Genomic DNA, 12634 nt, shown 5'->3' on the forward strand with positions numbered 1-12634 from the left:
TTTTAAAAATTTACGATCTTACTGTTTTGCGCCAAATGCAGTCTGTATTCGCGAATGCCCACTTTATAATCGAGATATGGAACTCCTTTTTTATGGTTCTCGGCACTGATTTCGTACATATACGTAATGTGTCTCGCCAGTTCTTTCCAGGCAAACCAAACCGAATGTTTCGGATCGTAAATGTGTGTGGGCTCACTTGCCGCTCCGTTTAGTTCTACGACCTGAAATTGCTCTCCGCGCTCTAGTTCTTCAAAAGTATTGTACATGATATCAAAACGTCCGAAATAAAACTCGGGAACCTTTTTAGCAATTTTATCAATCGTCGTCGTCAGTTGTGGTGTAATCCAATCGCTTCCGTCCAGGAATTTTGCCCCTCGTGCGTGATTTCCAAAAGGCACTAAATTTATACTTTCACCCTGTGGTAAAATCTTCTGCAATTGTTTGCCATATTCCTCCTTTAAAACTTCAAGCTGCAATTGAAATCTTGGTGTTTTACATATCAAATCTTCGATAGTCGAAACGCCGTCACCGGTAACAATTAAAAATTCTTTCGAAACGATTCCTGTAATTCTCCCCTCTTTTTGATGCGGATGACGTACATAAAAAATCCCGACTTCGTTTTTAAACGGAATGAGATCCTGCAATAAAAAGTCAAAATTTGCTTTTCGGGCATATTCACTCAACTCAAAAACATTCTTGATTTTTTTCACACCGGAGCCACGCAAGCCAATATCAGGTTTAGCGATTAATGGAAAATACATTCTTCCTTCTATTATCGCATCGACAATCTTTTCTAAAGCAGTGCTCTCCCTGATCAAAATAGTATTGGGATAACATTCTTTAGGAAGCAGATCATATATTTGTTTTTTACTTTCCATTATAAACCCACCGTTTTTTATCTTCGGATTGGACGCATTAAAGAAAAATACCGATCTGGCTTTGAAAGCATAATAGGCCCAAAGAAAATAAATAGGAACGTAAAGCACCTTAAAAGGCCAATATTCCCAATTGCTTATTCTATGAAAAAATAATTTCATCTTTACTGGTTTAAATACTTATAAAAGAAGTCGAAAAGTCTTCTGCTCTAATTAAATCATAATACCTCATAGCACCTTTGTTCTGCTTAATTACAACCTGAGTTACACTCAGCGTTTTCAGAACATTTTCTCTGTTAATGACCAAACCGTTTTCAGAATCATCATTTTGAGTGTTTCGATGAAAATCTAACATATCCGCAGCAGAGATTTCCTCTTTGTCTTTCAAAAAATCAAAAAACCAGTTGGAACGTCTCTTTCTAATTTCTTCAGGATACAAGGTAACCGATGACCAGATATGGTTTTTAGAAGATTCTAATGTAGTCTTTATTTTGACAAGACCATCCCAAATTAATTCATACAATGCTCCACCCTGATACAAAACCAACGTAAAAGGCTCGATATCTTCCAGATTAATTTCATTCCAGAAATCCTTAGGCGATGCACTGGAAATAATATCCAGAGCAACCAGTCCCCTGCTTTTTCGATAGGGAAATAAAACGCGATGTTTCTCGGTTCCTCCATTCAAAAGAACCAGTATACTTCCGTTTTTATCCACCGCAAACCAGGTTCCTCCTGCTTTTGGGTCTTTTGGATACAGTATGGTTTTCCCATTCTGACAATAATTTTTTGGCACGATGGCTTCGGGACGAATTACTTTTTCATCCCGATTGGAAGTAATAATTACAACCCCGTTAGTATTGACAAAACTTACTGTACACATTGTTTTCTGTATTCAATAGTGGAACGCGCTACCCCAAAATTCTCATCGATCAAAATATTTTTAAACGGCAAAACAGCCACTTTAATCAAAGCCTGATGGTGAATGCAATGCTCCAGATTATAAAGCAACTCTCTGTAATAATTACTCTGAATTCTAAGCGAGAGCCCATCAATTACCTGTTCGAGATAGATAATTTTGTTCTCGCTTTTCAGTTGTGTTTTGATCTCCGCTATCAGTTCTTGTGCATACTGGGTTTCGGTTTGAATTCGGATATTTCGTTCGCGGTTATCGTAATTGATAATCCCTGAATCGTAACCCTTTTCCAGACCTTTAAACATCTCCAATATATGTCGTATGTGCTCGCCAATTGTTGAATTGTTTAAAGCAGGACAAGGTTTTGCATAATCGGTATCCGATAATTGACTCAATAAATCATTGAGTTCATCTAAACTGTGTCGTATTGATTTTAGTAACATGGCTATTTTAAATTTAGAAGATTAAACAATTTGTTTTTATTGAAATAAAGCAATCCTAAACAACATAATAATGTAATAATCGCCAGCAAGAAGAGAAAACCTCCATCATTCTGAACTACAATTCCTAAAACAAATAAGTGAGAAAAAACAGCTCCGGCCATCACCCCGCATCCACCCAAAGCTCCGATCCATGTTGTTTTTGGAATTAAAATTAAAATGGCAACAACCAATTCGGCTATTCCTGAGCCAATTCTTCCATAAGGTTCTATTCCTAAAGTCGAAAAAATATAAATACTTTCCTTTGCTCCGCTGAATTTAAAAAATAAGGTTTGCAGTAAAATCCCGGCTGCAACAATTCTTAAAATCCAGGCTATTCTTTCTGATTTTGTCATCACTCTACTTGTTTATTTTTTTCCAGTTATCATCTGCCTGCGCCTTCAAATTGGTCTGATTTTTATTCCAGCTTTTCAGGGTGTTGTTAAAAAAAGCATTGTAAAACAAATAGAGTTTTCCATCAATAATTTTAAACGTTTCAGGGTTTATTTCGACCTTTTCTCCCGAACTTCCTAAAGCATAGGCACACCAGCCCCCGTATTGTGGTTCATACTTTGATGGATTTTTTAAAAATTCCTGCTTGTTCTCGTTGGAAGAAAATTTATAAATTACTCCCTGATAAGAAGCTGATAGCTCCTTCTTCCCCTTAATTGCTTTTCCCTGATTAAAATATCCCACAGGATCGTAACCCTGAATGGCCACTTTGTTTTCTAAATTGTACTGACTAATTCTTTTGGCATCATTCTGAGCAAATGAAAAACCTGAAAACAAAATCAATACAAAAAATAGTAGTTTTTTCATCTTGTATTATTTTAAGTTTTTTAATACTGAAACAAGTAGCTCAGTCGAGATTCGATGCTTAAAATCAGGAGCAATATATTCGAACAAAATCTCACTATCCGGATTTACAATAAAAACAGACGGAACAGGTAAGAAGCTCGTATTGATCCCTTTAGAATGTACGTTAATTACTGATTTATAGTTTTCAGGAGCTGCATAAGCAATTCCAACTGCTTTGGTAAATTCTCCTGCAGCATCTGAAAGCAAAGTATATTTCACTTTGTCCTTTTCTTCCGTAATTTTTAAATTCTCAGGGGCATCAGGGCTTATAGCAATAATTTGGTATCCAAGATCGAGAATTTGTTTCTCGGCCTCCGCCAATGCCTGCAAATGCATATTGCAATAAGGACACCAGCCGCCACGATAGAAAACCAAAACTGTCTTTTTCTTTCCAAGTAAATCAGAAATTTTTACCGTTGCATCTTCTGAGGATTTTAAAGTAGTATTTGGGATTTTCTCTCCTATTAATAAAGGAGCAATATCAGTCGCCATTGTAGGAAGCGAACTTTGCGCAGTAGCAGCCGTACTTAAGGCTACTAAAACAACAAAAAATAGTTTTTTCATAATTTTTAATTTTACATCTTAATTCAATAATGTAAAATTACGGTAGTATGAAAAAGGCAAATGTCGGCTAATTTACACTTAGCCGAAAATAATTAGATTTTGGTAATATCCAGAATGACAATCTCTTTTCTATTGTATTGCAACAACTTATTGGTTTCCATTTCGTTCAACAACTGCGTTGCGGTTTGTCTTGAAGTACAAATGATTTGGGCAATATCATTTTGTGTTAAATAGTTTTCGATCGTTACGGAATTTCCTTGTGCAGTTCCTTCCTTTTCTGCCCAGTCTTTAAGAAACTGGTACAATCTGGTTTTTGCGTCTTTAGAAATTAAATTGGCGTAACTGTTTTTAATGCGTTTCATTTTCAGCCCCACAAATTTGGTATACGAAAGTGCCAGTGTTGGATTTCGTAACAATAAATCTTCAAAATCTGACATTAGAAAACTACAAATAGCAACATCATCTGAAAGCACTTTGGCATATTCTTCATTCTTCGCATCTGTTTCCAAAGTCAGTTCTCCAAACAAATCTCCCTTCTGAATGATATCTTTTATGGTTTCGTTGCCCTCTTCATCAATCGACACAATTTTAATATTTCCTTTTTTAAGTAAAAAGATACGCGGCAAATCGGAAGTAGAAAAATAAATGATTTCTCCTTTGGATGCTTTTTTAAAACCGGTGATAATACACAATTGTTTAATTTGCGAATAACTCAACGTTCTAAACAATTTATGATCGCGTAAATACCAATATTTTAAATCTTCGTACATAAAAAGCTTTGTTTCTGTAAAGATAACGAAATTAAAATCCAAACAAAAAAACCTTCCAGACATTGGGCAGTCTGAAAGGTTTTTTAATATCTATACTTCTAAGAGATTTATCCTGCAATAACAGCTCTCGAAATTACAATTTTCTGAATTTCTGAAGTTCCTTCGTAAATCTGGGTAATTTTTGCATCACGCATCAAACGCTCTACATGGTACTCTTTTACGTAACCATTACCTCCATGAATCTGAACCGCCTCAACAGCTGTATCCATCGCCACTTGTGAAGCAAACAATTTTGCCATTGCACCACTAATGTCATAATTTTTATGTTGGTCTTTATCCCAGGCCGCTTTCATACACAAATGACGAGCTGCTTCGATATTAACCGCCATATCTGCCAATTTAAAAGCAATTGCCTGATGGTTGCAAATTTCAGTTCCAAAAGCTTTACGCTCTTTAGAATATTTCAAAGCCAGTTCATAAGCTCCTGAAGCAATTCCTAGAGCCTGAGAAGCAATTCCGATACGACCACCTGCAAGTGTTTTCATTGCAAATTTAAATCCGAAACCATCTTCACCAATTCTGTTTTCTTTAGGAACTTTTACATCACTAAACATCAAAGAGTGTGTATCAGAACCACGGATTCCCATTTTTTGTTCTTTTGGTCCAATAGAGAAGCCCGGCATATCTTTGGTCATGATCAAAGCATTGATTCCCTTGTGTCTTTTCTCAGGATCAGTTTGTGCAATCACCAAATAAACAGAAGCTGTATTACCGTTTGTAATCCAGTTTTTTGTTCCGTTTACCAAATAATGGTCTCCCATATCGATCGCAGTTGTTTTTTGCGAAGTAGCATCACTACCCGCTTCAGGCTCACTTAAGCAAAACGCTCCGTGAATCTCTCCTGATGCTAAACCTGGTAAATATTTTTGTTTTTGTTCTTCAGTTCCAAATTCTTGCAGTCCCCAACAAACTAGTGAGTTGTTTACAGACATAACTACAGAAGCCGATGCATCAATTTTTGAAATCTCTTCCATAGCAAGTACATAAGAAACCGCATCCAATCCGCTTCCGCCATATTTAGGATCAACCATCATTCCCATGAATCCTAATTGCCCCATTTTTTTAATTTGCTCTGTCGGAAAAATTTGTTTTTCGTCACGTTCGATAACACCTGGCAGCAATTCGTTTTGAGCAAAATCTCTTGCAGCTTGTTGAATCATTAAGTGTTCTTCGGTAAGATTAAAATCCATAGTTATTCTGTTTTATTTTTCTCGTCTTAAGTCAATGTAAGATATCAGATTAAGACAATGGTTATTTTTTTGTTTTGTTTTTTTGAATTCCTTTTTTCTGTAAAAAGGCTTCCAAAGATAATTTTTAAATACGAGTTTAACAATGCATGCATATAAATTTAATAGATCGACAACAATTACGATAACGTTTTCGTTATAATCTTAAAAATTTAGCGCAACACGCATCAACTTTGCAATGATTTCTTTAAAAATCAAGAATAAAAGTCCCCATTCAAAAAGCATTTTTCTAAAATTTTAGTAAAACTTTAGCTCTAAAAAGATTAAACAATCCTTAAAATTTGTTAAATCGCGTAAAATAACTCTTACTAATTTGATTACTAATCCCATACGGACGAAAAAAACCAAATAACAACGAAAAAAACATATTTAATAACGCCTAATAATTGATAAATTAACATTATTTTTGCCTAAAAATTATAATATCGATAGAACATGAAAAAGATTTTACTTTTACTTACATTCCTTTTTAGTATACAATTCTCGACAGTTTCTGCCCAGACTCAGCTTGATGTGAATGGCGTTACAGTTCCAAGAAAAATTGAATTTCAAGGCAAAACTTTACAACTTAACGGTGCTGGAGGCAGATCAAAAATGTGGTTGGAAGTTTATGTTCAGGCCTTATATTTATCGCAGCTAAGTCAGGATCCTCAATTTATTATTGACAGCGATACCGAAATGGCGATCCGAATTGAAATTACCTCTTCGATGGTTTCTTCAGGTAAACTGACCAAGGCGATGAATGCCGGATTTGAAAAATCGGCAGGAAGCAATCTTGCTGAATTGCGACCTCGAATTGAACAATTCAAAACGTACTTAAGTGATATGATCACCGAAAAGGATGTATTTGTTTTGGCTTACAATCCGCTTGATCAAACCATCAACGTCTACAAAAATGAAAATCTGAAAGGAAAAATCTCAGGATTTGATTTCAAAAAAGCTTTATTCGGAATCTGGCTTTCAGACAAACCTGTTGACGAAACACTGAAAAAACACTTGTTAGGAATATAATTTGTGAAATTTATAAAATTAGAAGGCTGGAAACGCATTGTTTTCGGCCTTCTTTTTTTTTGTTTGATAAAATTTGACGCGAGATACATTATTCGCATTATTCTATTTTATACTTTTACGCAAACTAAACATATCTCAACAAAATGAAAGATTTATTACAGCAATTTGAAAATAAAGCACCTGAAATTGTTTTTAACTGGAAAGATTCCGAAACAGAAGCCGAAGGATGGACTGTTATCAATTCGCTACGCGGTGGAGCTGCGGGTGGAGGAACAAGAATGAGAAAAGGCTTAGATATGAATGAAGTTTTATCCCTGGCTAAAACCATGGAGGTTAAATTTTCAGTTTCGGGACCTGCCATAGGAGGTGCCAAATCCGGAATAAATTTTGACCCGAACGATCCACGCAAAAAAGGCGTTTTACAACGTTGGTACAAAGCCGTTTCTCCTTTATTAAAAAGTTACTACGGAACTGGTGGAGATTTAAATGTAGATGAAATTCACGAAGTAATTCCAATGACTGAAGAATGTGGGGTATGGCACCCGCAAGAAGGTGTTTTTAACGGACATTTCAAACCAACCGAAGCAGATAAAATTAACAGAATCGGGCAATTGCGCCAAGGTGTAATTAAAGTAATCGAAAACCCTAAGTTTTCTCCTGATGTAACCCGCAAATATACCGTGGCTGACATGATCACTGGTTATGGTGTTGCCGAAGCAGCTCGTCATTTTTATGCTATTTACGGTGGAGACATCAAAGGTAAAAAAGCAATTGTACAGGGATTTGGAAATGTAGGTTCGGCTGCCGCTTTCTATCTGGCTGAAATGGGCGCAAAAGTAATCGGAATTATTGACCGTGACGGAGGATTAATCAAAGAAGAAGGTTTTTCATTTGAAGAAATCAGAACTTTGTTTTTAAACAAAGACGGAAACAAATTGGTTGCCGACAACATGATTCCATTTGAAGAAATCAATACCAAAATCTGGACTATCGGTGCCGAAATTTTCACACCTTGTGCCGCTTCAAGACTGGTAACACAAGCTCAAATCGACAGCCTTATCGCAAACGGATTAGAAGTTATTTCGTGTGGAGCAAACGTTCCTTTTGCCGACAAGGAAATTTTCTTCGGATCTATTATGGAAGAAGTAGATCGCAAAGTAAGTTTGATTCCTGATTTCATTTCAAACTGTGGAATGGCAAGAGTTTTTGCTTATTTCATGGAGAAAAAAGTTCAAATGACAGATGAGAATATCTTTAACGATACTTCAGAAATTATAAAAAATGCGATTGTTAAAGCTCATACTTTAAATTCATCCAAAACAAACATCAGTGCAACCGCTTTTGAAATTGCATTGAAACAGTTAGTATAATTTTCTTTATACTTTTATTCTAAACGAGCTAAATTATTTGGCTCGTTTTTTTTTGTTCAACCGCTAAGGTTTTACACAAAGTCGCAGAGTCGCAAAGTTTTGCTTTTTAAATTTTTTCTTTGCGACTCTGCGACTTTGCGAGATTAAAAAACAGCTTTTCGAACTTTGTAAACCTTTCGGTTAAATTCTATACCACATTTTCATTGTAAACAATTTTTAGTACTTTTAAACGTTTTTATTTAATACAATTACAAAACCCGGAATCAAAATGAATTTTACGAGTTCTTCAGATAAAAAGAAATCGCTACTAATATCTACAGCTATTTATGCTGTTTTACTTTTGCTTTTATTTTTCATACGTTTCTGGCCTCCTTACAATCCCGAAAACAACGTAGCACTTGCCAGTGGTGGAGGCGGAGGTGGCGTTATGGTAAACTTTGGAGACAGCGATTTAGGCTCGGGAGCCAATTATAAAAGTGAAGTTTTACATGTAAAAAACGAAGCCAGACAAACTCCGGCAAAAGCAACACCTGACGAAGCAATTCTAACTCAGGAAAACGCAACAACCGACGAGAGTGTTGTGATTCCAACCAAAGAAAAATCTAAAAAACCAACCCCCGTTGTAAAACCTGAAGCTAAACCGATTCCTGAAAAACCAAAAGTTTCCAATTCGACAAACGATGCTTTGTCCAGTATTTTAAAGGGATCGAACAAAGGTGGTGATGGCGATGACAAAGCAGCAGGAAACAAAGGAAAAGCAAACGGGAGTTTAAGTTCTAATGGCTATTATGGAACAGGTGGTTCCGGAGGAGGAACTGGCGGTGGCAACGGAACCGGACATGGCATTGGCACCGGAAGCGGTTATGGTCCGGGAAGCGGCGGTGGCTCTGGTGGCGGATCAGGTTACTCTTTAGGAACCCGAAAAGCATTGTCGAAACCTGCACCAAAATATACTTGTAATGAAGAAGGAAAAGTTGTTGTTGAAATTACAGTGGATCAAAACGGAAAAACAATCAGCGCAACTCCGGGAATTAAAGGAACAACCAATACCGCAAGATGTTTGTTAGATCAGGCTAAAATTGCAGCAATGAATACAAAATGGGACGCTGACAGCGACGCACCCGCAAAACAAAACGGAAAAATTATCTATAATTTTAGTTTGAATTAAAATACGAATTGCACGGATTTACACGAATTAAAAAAGGCTTTCTGATTATTTTCAGAAAGCCTTTTTTTGTGCTTATTTAATTTTTGCGCTTGGTTTGTCATTTCGACCGAAGGGAGAAATCACACAAGAAACTCCGCAAAGAATTTAGTTGTGAAATGTAAGATGTGAAATGGATAATTTAAAATGTGAAATGTGATCTTAGCTTTAACTAAAAGTGATTATCAGCTTGAGCGAAGTCGAAGGCTTTGCCAATTGGAGCGGAGCTTCGACTTCGCTCAGCCTGACAAAGGTTTGTCACAAAGTTGTCATTTCGACCGAAGGGAGAAATCACACAAGAAACTCCGCAAACAAAAGCCAATCTTTGTCGATCAACTAGTGTGATTTCTCCCTTCGGTCGAAATGACAAAAGGCCTCCTTTTCTTTTTTTATTAATGTGATGGTTTTGTATCCCGAAATGGCAAAATTATGGTATTCCTTTTTTTGCGTGAGGGATAGCAGCAAGCTACCGAAGTAGCGCGGATAGCCCGACCGCAATAAAAAAATGGGCGCATCAACGTTATGCTGAATCGCCCATTTTTTTATTGTGGTCACGCCCTAATTGATACTCTTACTTTGGGCTTGTAGCAATTACAAATTTCAAATTGTTCTTCACTCCAATCTGCAGTACATCGACTAAATCCTGAACCTGAAGATTAAACGGAATTCGAACTACAACAGTTTGCTGTTTGTCTGCTCCCATTTTTGACATTAAAGTCGTCTCCAAAGCATCAAATTCAACCGGCACTTTATCGATGTAAAATTTTTTATCTTCGGTAACAGACAAGCTGATGAGCTGTTTGTTTGTTTTTTCATTTGCTTTCGCTTTCGGCAGTGTCATTTTAATAACATTCGGATTTGCAAGCGTTGAAATAATAAGAAAAAACAACAGCAGGAAAAACATAATATCACTTAATGATGAAGTTGCCACCTCGGCATGAAATCTTCTTTTTCGCTTAATAGACATAGCTTATGCTCTTTGAATTATATTGACAAATTCTAATATTTGTTTCTGAATTTTTAAAGCAAAATCATCAATTTTCCCATTCAGCAAATGATAGGCACTATACGCGATAATCCCCACAATTAATCCCGAACCCGAACTGATCATTTTCTCATATAAACCTCCTGAAATATTTCCGATACTAATGTTTTCGGTAACCGAAATGCTATAGAAAATTTTAATTACTCCCGAAATAGTCCCAATAAAACCAAGCGTTGGAGCGATCCCGGCAATAAGTCCCAGGTGTCCTAAACGTCTTTCCATTTCACCAATTTCAATATCGGCCGCACGGTCCATATTAGATTCGATTTCAGCAATTGGTCTTCCAATCACCAAAACACCTTCTTTCAAAATATTTCCGGCTGCAGTATCACTTCTTTCCACAATTGTTCTGGCCAATTCGATATTACCTGCGTTTAGTTTATCCCCAACATCCTGTATTAAACGGCTATCGATTCTGGAAGCTTTGCTAATGTATAAATAACGTTCTATTATGATATAAAAAGTATAAAACAATAAGATGGCAATTGGAATTAGAAAAAAACCTCCTTTTAAGATAAATCCTAAAACAGAGATTTCGGTATTGGGTGCGATTTTTTCGATAACTACGTTAGATGCGTTTGCAATGGTATCTGTTTGTAATTGAATGAAACTAAACATATATTAATTCTTGTTTTTAATAATTAATTCTAAAAAATATTTGAAATTTGCAATAAAGATAATTTTCGCTCTCTTATAAAACTAAAAAAAACGAAAATTATTTCAATTCGCAACTATTTTATCTCAATTCAATGAACTATCAGGAAACCACAAACTGGATGTTTAATCAACTCCCAATGTATCAGCTTCAGGGCGCTTCGGCATACAAAGAAGATCTGACCAATATTAAGTTGCTGGCGGCACATCTAGACAATCCCCAAGATCAGCTAAAATGCATTCACGTTGCCGGAACCAATGGTAAAGGATCAACCTCACACATGCTGGCTTCGGTTTTACAGGAGGCAGGATACAAAGTAGGACTATACACTTCTCCACATCTTAAAGATTTTAGAGAACGAATTAAGATTAACGGTCAGGAAATTTCCGAAGATTTTGTTTGCGAATTTGTAGCCAAACACAAAAGCTTTTTTGAAGCCAATGATATGAGTTTCTTTGAAATGTCTGTTGGATTGGCCTTCGATTATTTTGCCTCAGAAAAAACAGATATTGCTATTATCGAAGTTGGCCTTGGCGGAAGGCTTGATGCGACCAACATCATTACACCCCTGCTATCGGTTATTACAAACATCGATTTAGATCATACTCAGTTTTTAGGAAATACGCCTGCTGCAATTGCCGGCGAAAAAGCAGGTATCATAAAACCTCATGTTCCGGTTATCATTGGAGAATATACCTCCGAAACTCAGCCTGTATTTGTGAGCAAAGCCAAAGAAAATGAAGCTCCAATTTATTTTGCTTCCGATTTAGTTACAGAAGTCTTTCCTTCTGATCTAATTGGCGATTATCAGTTTCACAATAAAAAAACAGTGCAGCAGACCATTGCCATTTTAAATACTCAAAACGAATTTAAGGTCTCGGATGAAAACCTAAAAAAGGGCTTGTTACAAGTGGTAAAAAATACCGGTTTACAGGGAAGATGGCAGCAATTGGGAGAAAATCCAAAAATCATCTGCGATACAGCACACAACAAACATGGATTAGCGGTTGTAATGAAACAGATTCAGAAAGAAATTTTTGAAAATTTGCATATCGTTTTGGGAGTTGTAAACGACAAAGACCTCGATTCGATCCTCCCTCTTTTTCCTAAAAACGCAAACTATTATTTCTGCAGCCCAAATTCCTCCAGAGGTCTGAGCACTGAAATTTTAAATGAGGCTGCTAAAAAGTACGATTTATTGGGAGACAATTATGAGTCCGTAGCACATGCTTTTGCCGCTGCGAAGAAAAATGCCTCAAAAAATGACTTTATCTATGTTGGCGGAAGCACTTTTGTTGTTGCCGAATTGCCTTTAGGATAAACAAAGCCTGATGGAATAAAAAAACTTAAAAAAAATCAATTTAATAACAAATTCATAAACAGCCAGATATAATTTATTTTAAAAAAAGTTCTATTTTTTATTCCATTTTCTTTGCAGAACTCAAAAACTAGCGTATATTTGCACTCGCAATCACAAACGATAGCAACCTAGTAAAATAGGGCGATTAGCTCAGCTGGTTCAGAGCACCTCGTTTACACCGAGGGGGTCGGGGGTTCGAACCCCTCATCGCCCACTTTGA

Annotated in this window: 14 protein-coding genes and 1 tRNA gene; 5 read left to right on the forward strand and 10 right to left on the reverse strand. The window is 36.4% G+C overall.

Annotated elements, in window-relative coordinates:
- Positions 1 to 2 precede the first annotated feature (2 nt).
- From ACN1CN_RS09155 to ACN1CN_RS09190, 8 genes are all read right to left on the reverse strand, one after another.
- Positions 3 to 1037 (reverse strand): D-alanine--D-alanine ligase, encoded by a 1035-nt coding sequence (locus ACN1CN_RS09155; protein WP_419135426.1) that lies wholly within the window; start codon positions 1035 to 1037, stop codon positions 3 to 5.
- 10 nt (positions 1038 to 1047) lie between these two features.
- On the reverse strand, positions 1048 to 1758 hold the full coding sequence (locus ACN1CN_RS09160; RefSeq protein ID WP_264525401.1) for an NRDE family protein: 711 nt from the start codon (positions 1756 to 1758) through the stop codon (positions 1048 to 1050).
- Complete coding sequence (locus tag ACN1CN_RS09165; RefSeq protein WP_419135427.1) at positions 1746 to 2234, reverse strand: DinB family protein; 489 nt, start codon at positions 2232 to 2234, stop codon at positions 1746 to 1748. The genes ACN1CN_RS09160 and ACN1CN_RS09165 overlap by 13 nt, the downstream gene beginning before the upstream one ends.
- Before the next feature lie 2 nt (positions 2235 to 2236).
- Positions 2237 to 2626: a DoxX family membrane protein gene (locus ACN1CN_RS09170; RefSeq protein ID WP_264525403.1), complete on the reverse strand. Its 390-nt coding sequence runs from the start codon at positions 2624 to 2626 to the stop codon at positions 2237 to 2239.
- A 4-nt stretch (positions 2627 to 2630) separates the two neighbouring features.
- The gene (locus tag ACN1CN_RS09175) at positions 2631 to 3089 is read right to left on the reverse strand and encodes a YHS domain-containing (seleno)protein (RefSeq protein ID WP_419135428.1); all 459 of its coding nucleotides are present in this window, start codon (positions 3087 to 3089) and stop codon (positions 2631 to 2633) included.
- A 6-nt stretch (positions 3090 to 3095) separates the two neighbouring features.
- Positions 3096 to 3692 carry a peroxiredoxin-like family protein gene (locus ACN1CN_RS09180; protein ID WP_419135429.1) on the reverse strand — a complete coding sequence of 199 codons (597 nt, stop codon included), beginning with the start codon at positions 3690 to 3692 and terminating at the stop codon, positions 3096 to 3098.
- A gap of 92 nt (positions 3693 to 3784) precedes the next feature.
- Complete coding sequence (locus ACN1CN_RS09185; RefSeq protein WP_264525406.1) at positions 3785 to 4462, reverse strand: Crp/Fnr family transcriptional regulator; 678 nt, start codon at positions 4460 to 4462, stop codon at positions 3785 to 3787.
- A 107-nt stretch (positions 4463 to 4569) separates the two neighbouring features.
- A complete protein-coding gene (locus ACN1CN_RS09190) occupies positions 4570 to 5712 on the reverse strand; it encodes an acyl-CoA dehydrogenase (RefSeq protein ID WP_264525407.1) in 1143 nt (380 codons plus the stop codon).
- Between the two features lie 492 nt (positions 5713 to 6204).
- Between ACN1CN_RS09190 and ACN1CN_RS09195 the strand changes: the two genes are divergently transcribed.
- The 3 genes from ACN1CN_RS09195 to ACN1CN_RS09205 all read left to right on the forward strand — a co-directional run bounded on the left by ACN1CN_RS09195 (position 6205) and on the right by ACN1CN_RS09205 (position 9318).
- On the forward strand, positions 6205 to 6780 hold the full coding sequence (locus ACN1CN_RS09195) for a chalcone isomerase family protein (protein ID WP_264525408.1): 576 nt from the start codon (positions 6205 to 6207) through the stop codon (positions 6778 to 6780).
- A gap of 143 nt (positions 6781 to 6923) precedes the next feature.
- Positions 6924 to 8150 carry a Glu/Leu/Phe/Val dehydrogenase dimerization domain-containing protein gene (locus ACN1CN_RS09200; RefSeq protein ID WP_264525409.1) on the forward strand — a complete coding sequence of 409 codons (1227 nt, stop codon included), beginning with the start codon at positions 6924 to 6926 and terminating at the stop codon, positions 8148 to 8150.
- A 268-nt stretch (positions 8151 to 8418) separates the two neighbouring features.
- Positions 8419 to 9318: an energy transducer TonB gene (locus tag ACN1CN_RS09205; protein ID WP_419135430.1), complete on the forward strand. Its 900-nt coding sequence runs from the start codon at positions 8419 to 8421 to the stop codon at positions 9316 to 9318.
- A gap of 607 nt (positions 9319 to 9925) precedes the next feature.
- On the opposite strand, the gene ACN1CN_RS09210 is transcribed toward ACN1CN_RS09205, so the two are convergent.
- Together ACN1CN_RS09210 and ACN1CN_RS09215 are read right to left on the reverse strand one after the other, a co-directional pair.
- Positions 9926 to 10321: an ExbD/TolR family protein gene (locus tag ACN1CN_RS09210; RefSeq protein WP_291287507.1), complete on the reverse strand. Its 396-nt coding sequence runs from the start codon at positions 10319 to 10321 to the stop codon at positions 9926 to 9928.
- A gap of 3 nt (positions 10322 to 10324) precedes the next feature.
- Positions 10325 to 11017: a MotA/TolQ/ExbB proton channel family protein gene (locus tag ACN1CN_RS09215; protein WP_264525413.1), complete on the reverse strand. Its 693-nt coding sequence runs from the start codon at positions 11015 to 11017 to the stop codon at positions 10325 to 10327.
- 131 nt (positions 11018 to 11148) lie between these two features.
- Between ACN1CN_RS09215 and ACN1CN_RS09220 the strand changes: the two genes are divergently transcribed.
- The gene (locus tag ACN1CN_RS09220; protein WP_419135431.1) at positions 11149 to 12375 is read left to right on the forward strand and encodes a bifunctional folylpolyglutamate synthase/dihydrofolate synthase; all 1227 of its coding nucleotides are present in this window, start codon (positions 11149 to 11151) and stop codon (positions 12373 to 12375) included.
- Between the two features lie 178 nt (positions 12376 to 12553).
- Positions 12554 to 12628, forward strand: a tRNA-Val gene (locus ACN1CN_RS09225).
- The last annotated feature ends 6 nt before the right edge of the window (positions 12629 to 12634 follow it).

The sequence above is a fragment of the Flavobacterium sp. T12S277 genome (assembly GCF_048514875.1).
In the GTDB taxonomy this organism is placed as follows: domain Bacteria; phylum Bacteroidota; class Bacteroidia; order Flavobacteriales; family Flavobacteriaceae; genus Flavobacterium.